Annotated in this window: 15 protein-coding genes; 9 read left to right on the top strand and 6 right to left on the bottom strand. The window is 42.5% G+C overall.

All coding sequences use genetic code 11. The features are described 5' to 3' along the window. Window positions 1-555 precede the first annotated feature (555 nt). Both arsS and JUI58_RS21510 read left to right on the top strand, forming a co-directional pair. Window positions 556-1,569 (top strand): arsenosugar biosynthesis radical SAM (seleno)protein ArsS, encoded by a 1,014-nt coding sequence (arsS, locus tag JUI58_RS21505; RefSeq protein WP_204105889.1) that lies wholly within the window; start codon window positions 556-558, stop codon window positions 1,567-1,569. A 74-nt stretch (window positions 1,570-1,643) separates the two neighbouring features. Next, window positions 1,644-2,423, top strand: coding sequence for a TVP38/TMEM64 family protein (locus JUI58_RS21510; protein WP_204105890.1), 780 nt, complete (start codon window positions 1,644-1,646; stop codon window positions 2,421-2,423). Between the two features lie 58 nt (window positions 2,424-2,481). On the opposite strand, the gene JUI58_RS21515 is transcribed toward JUI58_RS21510, so the two are convergent. Further along, on the bottom strand, window positions 2,482-4,308 hold the full coding sequence (locus JUI58_RS21515; protein ID WP_204105891.1) for an ATP-binding protein: 1,827 nt from the start codon (window positions 4,306-4,308) through the stop codon (window positions 2,482-2,484). A 108-nt stretch (window positions 4,309-4,416) separates the two neighbouring features. Then, window positions 4,417-4,611, bottom strand: coding sequence for a hypothetical protein (locus tag JUI58_RS21520; protein WP_204105892.1), 195 nt, complete (start codon window positions 4,609-4,611; stop codon window positions 4,417-4,419). Here JUI58_RS21520 and JUI58_RS21525 point away from each other — a divergent pair. After that, window positions 4,594-6,195, top strand: a complete 1,602-nt coding sequence (locus tag JUI58_RS21525; protein ID WP_204105893.1) for a hypothetical protein — start codon at window positions 4,594-4,596, stop codon at window positions 6,193-6,195. The genes JUI58_RS21520 and JUI58_RS21525 overlap by 18 nt on opposite strands. A 59-nt stretch (window positions 6,196-6,254) precedes the next feature. Here JUI58_RS21525 and map read toward each other — a convergent pair whose 3' ends face one another. Both map and JUI58_RS21535 read right to left on the bottom strand, forming a co-directional pair. Then, window positions 6,255-7,112 carry a type I methionyl aminopeptidase gene (gene map / locus JUI58_RS21530; RefSeq protein WP_204105894.1) on the bottom strand — a complete coding sequence of 286 codons (858 nt, stop codon included), beginning with the start codon at window positions 7,110-7,112 and terminating at the stop codon, window positions 6,255-6,257. 160 nt (window positions 7,113-7,272) lie between these two features. After that, window positions 7,273-7,989 (bottom strand): SIMPL domain-containing protein, encoded by a 717-nt coding sequence (locus JUI58_RS21535; protein WP_204105895.1) that lies wholly within the window; start codon window positions 7,987-7,989, stop codon window positions 7,273-7,275. Window positions 7,990-8,225: 236 nt separating this feature from the next. On the opposite strand from JUI58_RS21535, the gene JUI58_RS21540 reads away from it, so the two are divergent. The 4 genes from JUI58_RS21540 to JUI58_RS21555 all read left to right on the top strand — a co-directional run bounded on the left by JUI58_RS21540 (window position 8,226) and on the right by JUI58_RS21555 (window position 13,216). Continuing rightward, window positions 8,226-8,342: a photosystem II reaction center protein I gene (locus JUI58_RS21540; RefSeq protein WP_204105896.1), complete on the top strand. Its 117-nt coding sequence runs from the start codon at window positions 8,226-8,228 to the stop codon at window positions 8,340-8,342. A gap of 218 nt (window positions 8,343-8,560) precedes the next feature. Next, the gene (locus JUI58_RS21545; protein WP_204105897.1) at window positions 8,561-11,422 is read left to right on the top strand and encodes a DUF3769 domain-containing protein; all 2,862 of its coding nucleotides are present in this window, start codon (window positions 8,561-8,563) and stop codon (window positions 11,420-11,422) included. A 210-nt stretch (window positions 11,423-11,632) separates the two neighbouring features. Continuing rightward, window positions 11,633-12,325 carry a phosphoribosylformylglycinamidine synthase subunit PurQ gene (purQ, locus tag JUI58_RS21550; RefSeq protein WP_204105898.1) on the top strand — a complete coding sequence of 231 codons (693 nt, stop codon included), beginning with the start codon at window positions 11,633-11,635 and terminating at the stop codon, window positions 12,323-12,325. A 21-nt stretch (window positions 12,326-12,346) separates the two neighbouring features. Beyond that, the gene (locus JUI58_RS21555) at window positions 12,347-13,216 is read left to right on the top strand and encodes a DMT family transporter (RefSeq protein WP_204105899.1); all 870 of its coding nucleotides are present in this window, start codon (window positions 12,347-12,349) and stop codon (window positions 13,214-13,216) included. Window positions 13,217-13,220: 4 nt separating this feature from the next. Here JUI58_RS21555 and pyk read toward each other — a convergent pair whose 3' ends face one another. Then, entirely contained in the window at window positions 13,221-14,642 is a 1,422-nt protein-coding gene (gene pyk, locus JUI58_RS21560) for a pyruvate kinase (protein ID WP_204105919.1), read from the bottom strand. Between the two features lie 199 nt (window positions 14,643-14,841). Then, entirely contained in the window at window positions 14,842-15,378 is a 537-nt protein-coding gene (locus JUI58_RS21565) for a 3'-5' exonuclease (RefSeq protein WP_204105900.1), read from the bottom strand. Window positions 15,379-15,589: 211 nt separating this feature from the next. On the opposite strand from JUI58_RS21565, the gene JUI58_RS21570 reads away from it, so the two are divergent. Further along, a complete protein-coding gene (locus JUI58_RS21570) occupies window positions 15,590-15,829 on the top strand; it encodes a hypothetical protein (RefSeq protein WP_204105901.1) in 240 nt (79 codons plus the stop codon). Window positions 15,830-16,010: 181 nt separating this feature from the next. Next, window positions 16,011-18,350 carry a protein phosphatase 2C domain-containing protein gene (locus JUI58_RS21575; protein ID WP_204105902.1) on the top strand — a complete coding sequence of 780 codons (2,340 nt, stop codon included), beginning with the start codon at window positions 16,011-16,013 and terminating at the stop codon, window positions 18,348-18,350. The last annotated feature ends 18 nt before the right edge of the window (window positions 18,351-18,368 follow it).

The raw sequence follows: 18,368 nt of genomic DNA on the forward strand, positions 1-18,368 counted from the left end.
TGCCATCCCAGAGACGGGCAGTATTGCCGCACTTGCCACCCCTGCCAGGATGCAGCCCCAGATTTTTGTTCTCTTTTTCATCGCGCCTTCCCTCAACTTAATCTCTCAGATATTCCCGGATGTTATCAATGTATCGCAAAGTTTCGCTTTTTGACAAGAGTTTAGAGTATTAACAATAGAGAGATAGGACTACGCTGCTAGGGAAAGAAGAGATGCTTCCACATCGTTTTTTCGCACGCATTCTAGCAGGCGATCGCCAACCTCAACCAACAAGCGATCGGTGATATCCATCAAGACCCCCGACGCACCCCCTTTGCCATCCGATTGAATATTGTAATAATACTTTAGATTAGTTTTTCTTATTTTAATTTTATTTAAAGAAAATAAAGACTTATAAAACAGATTCTCTGTATCTATCCAGTCAAATCTCAGGGAAATTTCAGTTATATCCGATTGAATAAAACTCGCAGCAAGAAACCATAACGCATTGATATCTCATCCTTGATATCTATGCTATAGTTTATCCAAATTTAGTTATTCCCAAGCATTACAACTATGGTAATATCCCCTCCGCAAACAAAAAAATCTACGGCTCAAATTACCCCCTTCTTCCAAAAACTTAACGCATCTCTTAACAAGCAAGAAATTACAGTTTTACAAATTAATTTAGGACGGCGTTGTAATTTAGCTTGTACCCATTGTCATGTAGAAGCTGGTCCCAAGCGCACAGAAGAATTATCCCCTGAAATCTGCGAACAACTCATCGAAATAATCCAACGCTTTGAGCAAATTAAAACAGTAGATTTAACTGGAGGTGCGCCAGAAATGAACTATGGCTTTAAACCTATTGTTGAAGCTGCCAGAAAACAGGGAAAAGAAGTTATAGTGCGTTCTAACTTAACCATCTTTTTTGAACCCGAATTTACAGATTTACCCGAATATTTTGCCCAACATAAACTTAGAGTAGTCGCATCTCTTCCCTGTTACTTAGAAACCAATGTCGATCGCCAGCGCGGTGCAGGGGTTTATAATCAATCTATTCGCGCCATCCAACGCTTAAATAAACTCGGTTATGGAACCGATCCTCACCTCATGCTCGATCTGGTTTATAATCCTACTTTACCCAAAAATGAGAATTTTTCTTTGACTCCCGATCAACAGAAATTAGAAAAAGATTATAAGGCGTATTTAAACGAACATTTTGGCATTCAATTCAATCATTTATTCACCATTACAAATTTACCCGTCGGTCGCACAAAGCAATATTTACAGCGTCAAGAAATTTTGCATTCTTACGTTAAATTTCTCGAAAGTCATTACAATTCTAGCACCCTTGAGAATTTAATGTGCTTAAATGAACTGTCTATTGATTATTTAGGTAATGTTTACGACTGCGATTTTAATCAGATGGAGGAATTACCAGCAAAAATGGCCAATGGAGAAACGATTACCGTTGCCAAATTACTAGAATTGAATAGTTTAGATCTAATTCAGGAGATACAAACAGCAAAATATTGCTATGGTTGTACAGCAGGATGTGGTTCTAGCTGTGGTGGTGCTTTGATTTAAGTCTGATTAATGTGGGGAATATAGACCCGACAGGTTTTTAAAAACTATTTCCTATTGTTTGGAGTCTTCTCAAAATGGTTGAAAATCAAAAAAACAGTAAACTCAAATCAATTTTTAAGTTTATTGCGATCGCAGTTGTTATTGTAGGTTTAATCGTGGTAGCTAAATTTTTGGGCATTACAGACTATATTAACACTATTTTGCAAAATACATTAACTTGGATTGATGGCCTCGGAATATGGGGTCCCATTGTTTTTGCTGGTATTTATATTATCGCTTCCGTTGCCTTAATTTCTGGGGCAATTTTAACCTTGGGTGCAGGGGTTATCTTTGGAGTTGTACAAGGGTCTATTTATGTATCTATTGCCTCAACTTTAGCCGCAATAGTAGCATTTATTATCGGACGCTATTTTCTCAGAGGCTGGGTATCTAAGCAAATTGAAAGCCAACCAAAATTTAAGGCGATCGATAAAGCAGTTGCTAAAGAAGGTTGGAAAATTGTCGGGTTAACTCGACTCTCCCCCATCTTTCCTTTTGTGTTCTTAAATTATGCTTTTGGTGTGACCCAAGTTTCTTTAAAAGACTATGCGATCGCCTCTTGGATCGGCATGATGCCAGGTACAGTCATGTATGTTTATCTGGGTTCATTAGCTGGAAATTTAGCCACTTTGGGTGCGGGTGGTAGTGAAGGTAATAGTACGATAACCTGGATTATTCGTATTGTTGGCTTTATTGCAACGGCTGCAGTAACAGTTTTTGTGACCAAAATTGCGAGAAAAGCCCTCGATGAACAATTGGTAGAGAAAACAGATTCCCCTCCCCAGTTTGCAAAGGAAAGTAGTAAAAATTTATGAACTCAAATAGAGAAGTTAAATCTAACATCTAACATCTCTATTTTTATTCTATTTTTATTTATGCTGTTTTGGAGAAAACTTGCTGTAGAGGTAGGAGAATTGTAAATTCTGCACCCTGTCCAAGTTGAGAAGTGCAAATGATTTTTCCTTGGTGTTTTTCAGCGACAATTTGATAGCTGATAGCAAGACCCAACCCAGTTCCTTTGCCAATGGGTTTGGTGGTAAAGAAGGGATCGAATAACTTTTGCTGTGCCTCTTCTGGGATGCCTGCACCGTTGTCCGCGATCGCAATTTTCACAGCATTATTCTCATAATAAGTCTGAATGCGAATGTAACTGGGATCGGCTTGAATTTCGGCAAAGGTGCGATCGCGATTGTATTCATCTAGGGCATCGATCGCATTAGAAATCAAGTTCATAAACACTTGATTAAGTTGCCCCGCATAACATTCAACCGAGGGAATATTGCCATATTCTTTAATGATTTTAATTTCTGGGTGTTCGGGTTTGGCTTTGAGTCTATTATGCAGGATCATTAAGGTACTTTCAATACCTTCGTGAATATCTACAGCTTTGACTTGTGCCTCATCCATTCTGGAAAAGTTGCGGAGAGATTTAACAATTTCCCGGATGCGATCGGCCCCCAATTTCATCGATCCAATTAAACGAGGTAAATCTTCCTTAAGAAATTCTAAATCGATCGCTTCCATTTCGTCTTCAATTTCTGGTACGCTTTCGGGATAATATTTTTGGTAAAGTTCGGTTAAACCCAAGATTTCTTGGGTATAGCGTTCGGAGTGAATTAAGTTACCATAAATGAAGTTGACGGGATTATTAATTTCATGTGCCACCCCGGCAACCAACTGTCCCAAACTAGACATTTTTTCAGTTTGGACGAGTTTAGTTTGTGTTGTTTTTAATTCAAATAGAGTTTGTTCGAGTTGCCTAGTTCTCTCTTTAACTCTTTGCTCTAAATCTTCATTAGCTTGTTGCAATTCTAATTCCGCTTGATGACGCTTGCGATCTATTTTTCCTAACGCATTAGCACTGCCCCAAATTAAAGTTGAAAAGATAATAACATTGATAATCCCTAATAAACAAATTGCTAATTCTGCGGTGTAAATTGCATAGCGATAACCCAAGAGAATAAACCAACAAACTAGGGGAGGAATAAGAACAGCAGCCAAGGCAAGACGCTGTGCTAAAATACCCCCAGCATTATTCATGGTTAGGATAGCAACAACTCCCCGTTTAGGAGCAGCAAAAACAAGACCGATTGACTGTAAAATAAATGCGATCGCGGTATGGAGTGCCATCGCGGTAAAAGCAGAACCATATTGATAAAAATAGGCGTTACCGTAAAGATAGCCCAGTAATCCTAAATAAGCAATTAAAAAACTAACGATACTGAAGATATGAGAAGAAAGATAACTTTTCCTGGGAAAGACAATAAAAATTAAAGCTGTTCCAACCAGAAAAAAGTTTAAGGCACTGTTTAATGCCATTCTTCCGGGGGAAGCTGTGGCCACCGCATTGACAGATTCTTTAAAAATGAGTTGATCGATACCTAAATCGAGATTAAAACCGTATTGAGTCAGGGTCAAAAATCCAATTAGAAAGACTAAAATAGCCGAAATAACTGCAATAAAACGAGTTTTAGTCGTTTGATGGGTTTGATGAAATGCCCACAAGGAAAGTCCAGCAAAGATAAAGCCAAATGCTGTATTGGCTTTCATGGTCACGAGTCCAGGCAGGACACTTTTAAGCAGACCAATATCAAAACACCACCCGGCTATAACAACACAGCCAATCCCAAAAACTGCGATCGCACTTTGTTTGGATAATCTTTGTAAAAAAGAAACTAAAGATTGAGAAGAGTTGAACATGATCTCACAAAACTGCATACTACAAATTCAATGAAATATCCTCCCAGGATAGTTAACTTTTATGTTTTTGTTTGCAATCTTTGTTACAATTTTAGCAAATATTTATATTTAGATGGATTTAACGGATTTACATTTTTGAGATGCAGCCAGTTTATTACTATTTATCTCAGAAATAATAATTTTTTCTACAAAAAAGGGAAATTCTGTTTTGATGCGATAGTAAATTGCTAAGATGGCGTTCAGAGGTAACGATCGCATCAGAAGCGATCGCTCGGCGATCGAACTATGAAAGACATAACCCATCAAATTGTTTGGGAGCTATATTCTCCCCTTACTGTTGAAGAAATCCAGGATCAGAAGCAGAAACTTCTCAAACGATTGCAACGACTCACGGACGATCGCCACCTGCAATTACTTGCTATTCATCCTGAAAAGGATATTTCTATCCTCCAATTCCAAAGTGAAGCTGATAGTTATAAGCAAGTGAGAACTCTTTTTAAAACAGCGCAACTGGCAGGTATTCTCGGTTTATCAATTAAAGATGTTCGACTGCTGAGAACTAATGATAGTTTTCCGCCTAATCTGACTGTTTCTAGTCCAGAAAAAACAAGATTTCAATCTAATCGATCGCAGATTGATTTCAGTGTATTAGAGAAACAAGTTTTACAGCATTTATCAGTTTGTTTGGAAAAAGACCCTCCCGAACAAATATTGGAGCGCTTTCGTCACCTGTTTATTGATGTTAATAATTATAGTGATGTTAGCATTCAGTCTGCCCTCGAAAAGATGGTGACAGCTAAACGAGAAAACAGCAAGTTTTACGATTTTCTCAATCGCTGTTGTTACCTTTTTATCAATGCTTGGCAGTCAAATGCCAAAACTCGTCCGGCGATCGCACAGCTACTTAAACTCTTTGAACACTTACCTTCTCCAGGTTTCAAACAAGCACGAGGAGTTCGACATTTGCGCGAACTCGTGCGAGATTTTGTAGAAAATAGCGAACAATACCAACAACTCAAACAATTTGTCGGGGTAATTTGTCCCAAGCCAAAAGAAAATCCGAAAATTGGCAGTTTAATTCATCATTATCCTTACTTGTACAAACCCTATTTACTGAATGAAGAAAGTTCTAAAGAACAAAGACAAACGCTACACAATTGGCAAGAAAAAAGCGAACATTCCTTTGAATTTCGCTTAATTCGTTTTATTACCTACCAAGTTCAACTCGCAGAAATTGCCCGAGCCAGACAACTCTCTCAAGGGGCTGGACGCATTGTACGACGAGAAAAAAATCCAACTTTATTAAGCGATCGCGAACTAGGAGGAATCTTAAGTAAATTTTCTGGTAAAACCTTCGATCGCTTCCAACATCCCAATCTCGCCGAACGCTTTTTAGCCCATAGTTATAAGTTACCAACCTATCAAGACTTTAAAGAACATCTTTATGCTTATTTAATTGTTTCTCTTGATTCTGACTATGCAAGAGAGCAATTTAATCCTCAACTGAAAGAGTATATTACAGGACTATTCGATCGCTATAATTCGCAAAAATTGACTGCCTCATTGCTATTACGGACGACCAAAAAACTGCTCAATTTTTTAACAGTAGAAACCACCGGAAAACTAGACCATTATCTTCTGATCGAAGCAACAGAAAAATTAGGAATTAGTGGGATACTCGATGTGCTATTTAGAACAGTTTTGTTATGTCCTTCTCTGCGATCGGAGTTAGAAAAACGCTGGTTTATTCTGTTCAAAAATTACGAGACTTTTCCCCCCAGTGAAGCAATGTGGCTGATTAAACTCTTGGAGGCATACCATGTTATCTGTAGTATTCATTTTGGTTCTGCCGATCTTTCTCTCTTGAAAAAATTACGAAAGCGCTGATCGCCCTGCCGCAAGACAGTTTTTTCGTATTTACAAACATAAAATAATTCAATTATATTTCAGCAAACGCGATCGCTATCAGTGAGAATTTCGTAACCCGTTGCGGTGACTAACACGGTATGTTCAAACTGTGCCGAAAGTTTATTATCTGTGGTGACAACCATCCAGCGATCGCCTAGAATGCGAGTCTGTTTCGATCCTGCATTTAAAATTGGTTCGATCGCCAAAGTCATTCCGGCTCTTAATTTAATATTGGGTAATTCTCGGGTGCGGCTATGAAAAACTGCTGGTTCTTCGTGGAGATTGCGCCCGACACCATGACCGGTATAATCTTCAACAATGCTATAACTATGTGCCTTTACATAGTCTTGAATTGCCCCAGCAATGTCCATAATATAATTGCCTTCTTTAACTTGTTCGATGCCTTTATATAGAGCTTCTTCAGCAACCCGCATCAGTTTTTTGGCCGTGGGGGAAATGTTACCCACAGCAATAGTAATGCAGGAATCGCCATGATATCCTTCTTGATAAGCTCCAGTATCTACTTTTAATAAATCTCCCTCGCGAATGACCTTTTTGCGGCTGGGAATGCCGTGAACAACTTCGTTATTAAGACAAGCACAGATCGATCCAGGAAAGCCGTGATAGCCTTTAAAACTAGGTTTTGCATTCATTTCTCGAATGCGTTTCTCTGCATAAATATCTAAGTCTGCGGTGGTCATGCCTGGTTTGACCATTGCCGCTATTTCCTTGAGTACCGTTGCCACGATAAGACCCGATCGCCGCATGATTTCCACTTCATATTCCGATTTTAGTTCAATCCCTTTGCGAGTCTGTCGTAAGGGAGGCAGTCCGCGAGTACTAGGAGTCGCTTTTGCTTTTTTGTTGGTAGAGAGGAGATTGGAGAGGATTTTCATGCAGCGTTTGTCGTCAATGTTACCGTTTTCGTTTTATTTTCGCATTTTTTGGCATCTGTGGGCATTCAAAATGCGATCGCATCTTATGCAGTAGATTATAGGTTTCCCATTGACAAAATGTACAGCCTGTGCAAATGATGCTAATGAGATGAATAGTTGCCTAATAGCGAATCTGCAAAGTAACGGAAGCACTAACGGTTTGTTCTCCTCCGATAACGGGAGAATCGGCTTGTGCTTCTGCTCTCCCAAATAAAATATTGCCTCGGGTAAGAACCGGTGCGATCGCATTATCGATTTGAATGCTGACTATTTCCTGGGGGTTCAAATTTAAGGCATCCAGAACAATATCTGCTTGTTCGCGAGCGTTTTGTGTGGCTTTGACTAGAGCTTGCTTTCGTGCGGCTTCAATGGCGTTCTCTTCTGCGGTGAAACTAACCCCATTAATGCGGGTTGCACCAGTACGCACTGCCTCATCAATGATGCCCCCTGCCCGTTCGGTAGCAACGCGAAAACTGACGGTATTCGAGCCAATATAGCCGATTAATACCGATTCCCCATTGCGATTATTATAACGAGGGCTGAGGCTGATTCCTGTTGTTTGTAGCTGCTCTACATTGCGCGATCGCAGCAAAGCAACAAGAGCGGTTGTGCGTTTAGCGATTTCCTGTTGTGCTTGTGTTGCGGTTTCGCTTTGAATTTCAACTCCTAAATTGACTTGAGTTAAGGTTGTGGAAATTTTCTCAAGCCCCGTTCCCGTAACAGTTAGGGTGCGTAATAACTGCTCTTGGGCTCGAGCGTCTAAGGGAATGAAAATACTTAAAAGAGCGAGGGAAAGGACAAGGCTCGAGGGCCAACCCGAGGTAAACTTCAGAATCATGACGGATTATTCTCCATTCTAGACTTTCCCCCTATTGTCACACCATTTCCAATTCTTCGTTATTTGTTCCGTTTTTTGTAACAAAGACTTGTAGAATAAGATTTGTATATACCTCGCAATTCAAGAAGATTCCCCAACTCAAAATTGATGGGTGTCATGCCCCTTAATCGAGTTGCCCTGAATTGGGTTGTTAGATAACTCAAATTTTTGAACTTTTCTAAAATTAGGAGCAGCCAATGGTAACGCTTAAAATCGTCGTTTCTCTAGTGATCACTTTTTTTGTTAGTCTTTTTGTTTTCGGTTTCTTATCTGGAGACCCTGCTCGGACTCCCAGCCGTCGTAACATGGAATAAGGCGATCGCCCTACTCCATCACTTACATTAAGATTAACTTGAAGATTAACTTGAAGATTAACTTGAAGATTGACTTGAAGATTCAAAGGGATGAGAACTTTCTCTCGTCCCTTTCTATTATCTGGAAATTTTCTCTGAAACCCTCAAAATTCAAGAATTTACAAGACTGAGCTTTGGCTTGTACACTAGCGATCAAGTCGATCTCTAATCGAGACAAAATGCCGCAATTTATTCCCCCCTTTCAACCTTCCCCCTCCACTGTTGCCCCGACAACTGTAGAAGTTACCCAAAAATCTCTTACATCTCGCCCCGATCGCGGCATTACATTGTCAGAATTAGAGGTTATTCCTCAAGAAGAGCAATTTTCTCTGGACGAAGTTTCTCCCTCACTCCCAGAAAATTTTGCGCCGGAATTTGCCTTTTCCACGCTTCTTGATTTCTCGTTTTCTCCCGCTCCTTCTTTGGTTTCCCCTTCCGTCAAGCCAATCCCCTTGAGAACCCCACTCCTCGAAAATTTAGAAAAGGATTTACAACAGTTTCGCCTAGCCAGTAAACCCCAGCAAGAGGATTGGGATAATGTACTGGAAACTGTTGGGGGGGAACATCATCCCAAGCAAACCACTCCTGAAGTTATAGACCCACAGATGGATATAACTTCTCCCTCCATGTTGACTCCGGAAATTCCTCCTCTTCCTACCTCAGACGAAACTGTTTCCGTTACCAGTCAGGAAACATCTCCAACCTCCTTTAACGCAACATTACTCAATCATGCCGAGGCGATCGCCATTGCCGAAACCAGTCCCCCAGAACGCTTTGAGCCGGAAGAATTCACAAATTCGGCCCGTCTCGGACAGCCTATGTCTCTGGGTTATTTGCCTCAGATTAAGATTGCCAATTCTACTTTTCATTTTCCTGCACCGGATTCACTGACCGATGAGATGATCGCCTTTGCTGGGGATCTGCCCTATTTTACGGCAGCCAATACCACACAGGGCGATCGCTCTGCCATTCGCTTGCATTGGTCGGGAGAAGAAATGGAGGGCTTACAAAACGATAAGCTCACTAATATTATTGTTCAAGAACGAGGTGGAGAGGTGAGAGAATTTGATTTAGATGCCCCTGCTTCTCCTGAAAATGATAATGATATAAACGAGAATCCAGATAGCGAAACCAGCCCGCCAGAGCCAGAGCCAGAACCCGAGCCAAGAACCTCAACCCCTCCCACCGGACTCTTAGAAATTAATGCCGATCGCCAAGAATACGACGAAAATCAAAAAGTTGCCTATGCAGAAGGGGATGTTGAGGTACGTTTTGCCCAATCCGTTGTCACTGCCGATCGCGTGCGGATAAATTTGCCCAATCGCTTTATGAGAGCCGAAGGAAATGTGGCACTTAAACGAGGAGATCAAGTTCTGCGAGGGGAAATTTTCGAGTATCAGTTGGTCCAAGATACCGGAACCATGCAACAAGCATGGGGAGAAATTTATCAACCCACCACCGCCCGAGATTTTAATCCCTTCTCGATTACTTCAGGGATTCCCAATGAGATAATCCCCGATCGCCCTTTAAGCGATCGCCTCATTCAACAACAACCCATCCAAGACATCAGACAAGCAGAAGGACTAGATTTTACCCTCGGCACCAGTGTGAGTTCCGAAGGTTTGCCTTTTCCCTCCAGTGGCACGCGAGGGGATGTGAAACAATTGCGATTTAACGCCGATTATGTGGAGTTCGATAGCGATGGCTGGCGGGCAACTAATGTGAGATTTACCAACGATCCTTTTTCTCCCCCCGAGTTAGAAATTCGCGCCGACACCGCCGAATTTAATCGACTCAATCCCTTACAAGATGAAATTCTCACCACTAATTCCCGCGCTGTTTTCGATCAAGGTTTTTCCCTGCCTATTTTTCAGGATCGCATTCTCTTAGATCGTACCCCCGATCGCGATGGACTTTTTAGCATTGGTATTGACGACCGCGATCGCGGCGGACTCTTTATTGAGCGAGGCTTTGGCATTATCCAAACCCCCAATCTACGTTGGTCGGTTTCCCCTCAATATTTACTGCAAAGAGCCGCATTAGAAGAGGGCTTTTTCTCTCCTAAATCTTTTGGCCTGCGAACAGATTTAAGCGCCAATTTTGACCGACGCACCCAACTGACAGTTTTTGGCAGTCTCAGCAGTTTGGATTTAGCCCAGATTGAAGATAATTTGCGCGGTAATATTAGCTTGGAACATCGGATCGGCGATTTGGGACGACCTCACATTTTAACGGGGTCATTTAATTATCGCGATCGCCTCTTTAACGGTTCTTTGGGATTTCAAACGGTACAAACCAGTTATGGCGCGGTTTTAACTTCCCCACAACTGGTTTTAGGCGATACCAATATCAATCTCCGCTATCAAGCTGGGATTCAAGTGATTGAAGCCGACACCGATCGCGCCGATTTACTAGCAGCCGATCGCGAGAACAACCGCATTACCCTCGTGCGCTATCAAGGGGCTGCGAACTTAGCATACAATCTTAATCTCTGGCAAGGCAAAACCCTCCCCGCCACCCCCGAGGAAGGAATGCGCTATACTCCTGTCCCCCTACGTCCTTTTGTGCAGTTAAACACCTCAGTAACGGCAGTTTCTGGGTTGTACAGCAATGGCGATACGCAACAATCCATTCAAGGAACCATTGGCTTACAGGGGCAATTCGGGCATTTTTCCAGGGATTTCTTCGATTACACGGGATGGAGTATTGCTTACTCTCAAGCGGCGATCGCCAATCTGTCTCCCTTCCTTTTCGATCGCATCGCGGATCAGCGCGTTTTATCTTATGGTATTACCCAACAAATTTACGGACCTTTTCGCATCGGGTTTCAAAGTTCTCTTAATTTAGATACAGGCCGGGAAATTAGCACCGATTACCTTCTCGAATATAGTCGCCGTACTTATACGATTGAGCTTCGCTACAATCCTGTTTTTGAATTAGGCGCTTTGCGAATTCGTATTGGCGATTTTACCTGGAGCGGGTATTCTGAACCCTTTGGGGGTAGTGGCGTGCGTCCAGTGGTTCAAGGTTTAACACGGTAGTTATCAGTCATAGGACTTACGCATAAGCGGGCAAGATGCCCGCACTACCATAATAAGAGAATACAGTAGTGGGAGCGTCTCGCTCCCTAGCTGCCTAATTCGCTCCCTAGCTGCCTAATTCGCTCCCTAGCTGCCTAATTCGCTCCCTAGCTGCCTAATTCGCTCCCTAGCTGCCTAATTCCTAAATCCCTCATTTAACAACTAACAATTATGAACTTCGGTATTATTGTTTTCCCTGGCTCTAATTGCGATCGCGATGTGGCTTATGTCACGAGGGATCTCTTGCAACAACCTACCCGCATGGTTTGGCATCAAGAGACAGATATTGACGATCTCGATGTAGTGATTATTCCGGGGGGATTTAGTTATGGTGACTATTTACGATGCGGCGCGATCGCCCGTTTTTCTCCTGTGATTAACAGTGTTTTAGAACACGCCAAAAAAGGAAAATATATCCTCGGTATTTGTAATGGATTTCAAGTTTTAACGGAAGTAGGACTTTTACCTGGTGCTTTAATTCGCAATCGCAATTTACATTTTATCTGCGATCGCATTCCTCTCAAAGTTGAACGCACGGATCTACCTTGGACCCAAAATTATACTGACCAAACTGTAGTTAATATTCCTATTGCTCACGGAGAGGGACGTTATTATGCTGAACCTAAAACCCTGAAAAAGTTAGAAAATAACAAACAAGTTCTCTTTCGTTACTCGAGTACTTTGGGACACACCAGCAAAGAATATAATCCCAATGGTTCTTTACATAATATTGCGGGAATTATGAACGAAAAAGGGAATATTTTGGGGATGATGCCTCATCCAGAAAGAGCTTCAGATCCAGTTTTAGGGGCAACAGATGGGATTCATTTATTCAAAGGATTATTAACAGGAATTACCCATTAGTCTCGGAAATAGTTTGTTACAATGCCCAGAAGCGATCGCCTCCAAGCCACTTTAATTGGCGCTACAGCAATTTTAATGTGGTCAACCCTTGCTCTTTTGACTGCCTTAAGTGGCAATATACCCCCTTTTCAACTCACCGCAATGTCCTTTACGATCGCCTTTGCGATCGGGGTAATCTTTTGGCTCAAACAAAGGATTAATATTATTTCTGCGTTAAAACTCCCCCTAAAAGTTTGGGGGTTAGGCGTTTCGGGATTATTTGGCTATCATTGTTTCTATTTTATTGCCCTCCAAAATGCACCGACGGTTGATGCTAATTTGATTAACTATTTGTGGCCGGTTCTGATTGTTTTATTTTCAGCATTATTACCAGGCGAAAAACTCAAATGGTTTCACATTATTGGGGCGATCGCCGGGTTCGCTGGGGCAGCATTATTGGTAATGAAGGGAAAATCCTTCACATTTGAATCCCAATACGCGATCGGCTATTTAGCGGCGTTGATTTGTGCTTTTACCTGGTCAAGTTATTCGGTATTATCGCGGTTTTTTGGTTCGATTCCTACCCATAGCGTCGGCGGATTTTGTGGGGTGACAGCGATTTTAGCAGGGATTTGTCACGGACTTTTTGAACCGACGGTTTTACCTATTGGTAGGGAGTGGTTAGCAATTCTGGGTTTGGGTTTGGGTCCTGTGGGATTAGCATTTTTTACCTGGGATTATGGGGTCAAAAAGGGGAATATTAAGATATTGGGCGCATTATCCTACAGCGTACCTTTACTCTCAACTATCCTGTTAATTTTGTTCGGTTTAGCGGAACCGAGTTCATCAATTATTCTTGCTTGTTTGCTCATTGTCGGAGGTGCAGTTTTGGCCGCGAAAGACTATTTTTGAGAGACTATCGCATCTCATGAATTTTCAGAAAATTTGTACCTTTATGTTTTTGAACGGGACTCCCTCCTAAAATGAGAATCTTATCTCCAGAAATAGCTAACTTGCGATCGCGCAATGTGGCTTCAATGCGATAAATTAAAACATCCAATGAATCTGTCGGTCCTTCGATAAACATGGGCGCAACACCCCAAATTAAAGCCATGCGATGATAAAGATCGCGATTGTTAGTAAAGGCGACAATAGGGGCGCGAGGGCGTTCTGCGGCGGCTAGACTAACAGTATATCCAGTGGTGGTAAAGGCGGCGATCCAGCGCAAATCGAGAACTTTATCGATGGTGTTTAAGGCTTCCGTGAGGGCGTGGGTTGCGGTGGATCTTTCCGGTGGGAGATTGAGAAATTCGAGTCCTGGTTCTACTTCTGTGGCAATACTGGCCAGCATTTCCACGGCTAAAACGGGATATTTACCCACCGCAGATTCTCCGGAAAGCATGACTGCATCGGTACCGTCAATGATGGCATTAGCCACATCACTCGCTTCAGCACGAGTAGGACGGGAGTTCTCGATCATGCTTTCTAGCATTTGAGTTGCGGTAATGACTGGGATACCGTGTTGATTGCAGGCACGAATGATTTTTTTCTGTAACATGGGGACTTTCTGGGGATTCATTTCTACCCCTAAATCTCCCCGTGCTACCATAATGCCATCGCAGGATTTGATAATCTCATCAAGGTGAGCGATCGCCTGGGGTTTTTCGATTTTTGCCAATACGTGAACATCGCTTGCACCTCGATCTTTGAGAAATTCTTTAAGCGTATAGATGTCATTGATTTCTCGAACAAAGCTCAATGCGACCAGATCAACTCCTTGAGAAAGACCGAATTCGAGGTCTTGCTTGTCTTTCTCGGTCATGGAAGGCAGGCGAAGATTGAGATCGGGAATATTGACTCCTTTACGACTTTTGAGAAGACCCCCCCGCACTACCTGACAAGTTATGCCCCAGTCCATCACTTCGACGATCGCCGCTTCTAAGCGACCGTCATCAAATAAAATATGAATCCCCACCTCTGCTTCTTCGGGGAGATGGGGATAGTCGATGGGGACGCGATCGGGTTCGTTGTTGTAGCGATCGCGATCGATGAGGATAAAATTTGCTCCTTTTTCTAACCACGTTTCACCATTAGGAAGTTGACCAACCCGCACTTTAGGACCTTGCAAGTCTTGTAAGAGGGCGATGGGGGTATCGAGGTCTTGAGAGGCTTCTCGCAACAGTTTAACGGTATGGGCGTGATCTTCGTGACTGCCGTGGGAAAAATTGAGTCGTGCCACAGACATTCCTGCTTTTACCATAGCCCGGATCGTTTCTGGAGAATTGCTGGCAGGTCCGATTGTAGCAACAATTTTGGTGCGGTGAGGATGAATAGACATAAATTCTGGGGAATGGGAAAAAATAGAAGATAACAATCTTTTGCGTCTATTTTTAGCGTGACAAACTCGGGCAGAAATCATTGTTTGCTAGAACACTAAAACCTGTTTATGTTCTTAAATAAATCTTGAGACTTTACGCAAGATATTGCTCAAAAGCTAATCTTTCTTTTTTCCTTTCCTGAAATTCAGCCTTTTCTGGTTAAAGCAACTTCATTAAAATTCTCGCTATATTCCAAGCATCATCGTGACCCCTATGGTGAGTTCCTTCTAAAGGGAGATCGAGCATTTCTAATGCCCGTGCCATGCCAACTTCTCTGGGCAAACTCTTCGCGATCGCGAACAATGTTTTAACATTCAAATGACGCACCCCAAAAGGATAGTGCAGTCCTCGTGCCTGACACTGTTTGGCAAACATCCGGCGATCGTAGTCCCCATAACTCGCCCAAACTCTCTTCTCAGATAAGTATTTTTTTCGCAAATGTAAACAAGCATCGGCGAAAGATATTCCTGTATCAATTTGCTCTTGAGTGAGAGTTGTTAATTCCGTACAAAACTCGCTCACCGTAGAGCATTGCGGCTTGACTAAAATACTCACTTTGTCTTCAATTGTCCGCGTTGTTAAATCAATGGGTGCTATACCAATTTCAATAATTTCGTTTTCTTGCTCGGGGGGAGGAACTTTTTTCCAGCAAGTTGCTTCAATATCAATGACTAGAAGGCGATCGAGTTTAACCATTTTGCAGGTCTGGGAGATTGAGAATATTTCGTATTATACCGTAATACAAAAAACAGGAAGCGCGATCGCCAAAATTCTGTTATTTCTGTCACCTCAATAGCTGCGCGATCGCACAAAAAAGCAAACCCGCGATCGTTTCACTTTCAAGGGAAAAGGAGGATGATAGCAACATAGAGCGCGACCGTCCTTTTTAATATTTCAATAGAGTTTCATGAATTTAACAAAACCTTTGATTTCAGCTTGTCGCCACTGTCGTTTTTATACCCCTGAAGGAAGACGTGGGGGAACCTGCCAAAAATTGAATGTTCCGGTGCAAAGTTGCTGGAAAGCGTGCAGTTTAGCGGCTCATCCTTTTGCTACTGTAATATGGAAAAAATGGGACTCAAGTGTTCTCCGCCTCGAACATTCGTTCTCATTAGAAGATTCTCAAGAAAGAGTAGAATCTCTCTAAGATGATCGCCTTCAATCCCAGGAACAATCACTGATATTAAACTTAAATGGGTATGTAATCTGAGCGCGTCCTTTGATTCATTCTGTAAGATAGACTAGGAAGCGAACAAACTGGGAAAATACTGGGTCAGGAGATTTGCGCTGACGAAGGTTGCGCGAAACGGCAGACATGGTTATGCAGTTTGAAAAAATTAGTGCGTAATATTATGGCCAATTCTGCGGTTATTCTTCATTGTTCTCAATCGGATTGTCAAACCGCCAATCCCGATCGCCATCAGTTTTGCTCTGCCTGTAATACGCCTCTCATTCGGCACTATTTATGGACGATCGGCGCGGAACCCGAAAGCGATAAATTGGGAGAACTCATCGGCGATCGCTACCATCTCCTGCAACCGCGCATTGTCCTCGACACAAAACCCGCCCTTCTCCCCGATTTTCCTGAAGAACCTCCCAAGGAAATTTTGCCGTATTTAAGGTTATTTTCTCAACGTCTCCACATTCCCCAAATTTACGGACGACTTCTCCCGGAAGATACTGCTTCACCTGCAACCTGGTTGTTAGAATACGGAACCCCTCTCGATCGCCAGCAATGCGAAAACGGGCAGGTTTTAACCCCTTTACAAGACCTCTGGCGACAGTCTACTGCTCTGCGTCAGTTAAACTGGTTGTGGCAAATGGCTAAGTTATGGCAACCTCTACAAGAAGAAGGCGTTGCATCCAGTTTACTGTCCCCTTCCCTCTTGAGAACCCGGGATTCTGTACTCAAACTGTTAGAACTACGACAAGATTTAGAACCCGTCACCTTGCCTCAATTGGCACAATTATGGCTATCTTGGGTAACAGACGCATCTCCCCTCATTCGCAAGTTTCTGCAAGAATTATGCGATCGCACCATTGCCCAAGAAATTACCGAATCTTCCCGCCTTCTCACCCTTCTTGATTATGCGATCACCCAATGTGGAAAATCTCGCCAATGTCGCTATCAAATTGTCGCCCGCACGGATACGGGAAAGGCGCGATCGCATAATGAGGATGACTGTTACCCCCCCGATGGGCAAGGATTAGACTCGGCGAAGGGAGAGTGGCCTCTCGCAATTGTCTGTGATGGAATTGGCGGACATGATGGTGGTGAAATTGCTTCTCATCTAGCAATAGAAGAGATTCACAAAAAATCAAGTTCTCTTTTTAGTGTTCGCGATAAGCCACTGAAACCAAGTGCGATCGCGCAATTTCTCGAAAATACTGTTCTCAATGCCAACGATACCATCGGCGATCGCAACAATAAGGAGCGCCGTCAAGATAAACGCCGCATGGGGACAACGGTGGTAATGGCTGCAGCACTCAACCAGCAAATGTTTTTAACTCACGTGGGAGACTCTCGCATTTATTGGCTCACTCGCAAGAGTTGCCATCAAATCACAGTAGATGATGATATTGCCTCGCGAGAAGTTCGTTTAGGCTATGCTTTGTATCGAGATTCGCTCACTTTTCCCAGTGGCGGCGCTTTGATTCAGGCATTGGGGATGAATGCTTCTTCTCGTTTATATCCTACCCTCGATCGCATTGTTCTGGATGAGGACTGTTTATTTCTGCTCTGTTCTGATGGTTTAAGTGACTATGATCGCGTCGAACAATATTGGCGATCGGAAATTGCGCCGATTTTAACCGGAGACAAAGATATCGCGACGGTTTGCGATCGCCTAATTGACCTTGCCAATGAAAAAAATGGTCACGATAATGTTACCGTTGCTCTCATTCATTGTCAAATTACTCCTAGTGCGACCAAAGGCGGAAATATTATTAATTTTCCTCTCCGTAAGGAAAAAATTCAGAATAATCTCTCCCCAGTTGTTCCCGATCAGAGTACCATTAAAGCAGAAGAACAGAAGCAGAAAAACTCTCCCAATCTTCTTCTCTGGTCGATCTTGGTTTTTTCAGTATTATTAGGGGGTTTAGGTTTTTTATCTTATTCCTTATTTCCTGAAGTGCGCTATCAAACCAATCGACTGTTAGGCAATACGACAGTAACACCAAATTCAACACCAAATTCAACACCAAATTCAACACCAAATTCAACACCAAATTCAACACCAAATTCAACACCAAATTCAACTGAAGTAATACCTTCTCCTGTGGCGAATAGTCTCAATTGGCAGCAATTAAATATTGGAGATGGGGTTATAGTGGAAGAGGCGATCGCCCTGTCAACTTCTCCCATAAATTCGACAGAAACAACCCTAGATTTTGTACAAGTTTTACCCGATACAGTTCTCAAAATTATCAGTAAAAAAGAAGGCGAAGAGGGAGAAATTTGGTTAAAAATGCAAGTTTGTCTACCTAAAGGCGATCGCGCTAACAGTGGCGATCGCGCAGTTCAACTTCCCTCGCCTCCCGAGGCATCAGAGAAACCCCAAGAAACAGAAAAAATAGCAATGCAAACCGGATGGCTGCGAGTTGATATTGCTCCAGAATTAGCAGGGAAATCCGTTAATTCTTCAGATTTACCCCGCCCTTGTCGTTGAAAAAAATATGCAAAAATG

Origin of the sequence: Spirulina sp. CCY15215 (assembly GCF_016888125.1) — a bacterium.
GTDB lineage: Bacteria > Cyanobacteriota > Cyanobacteriia > Cyanobacteriales > Spirulinaceae > CCY15215.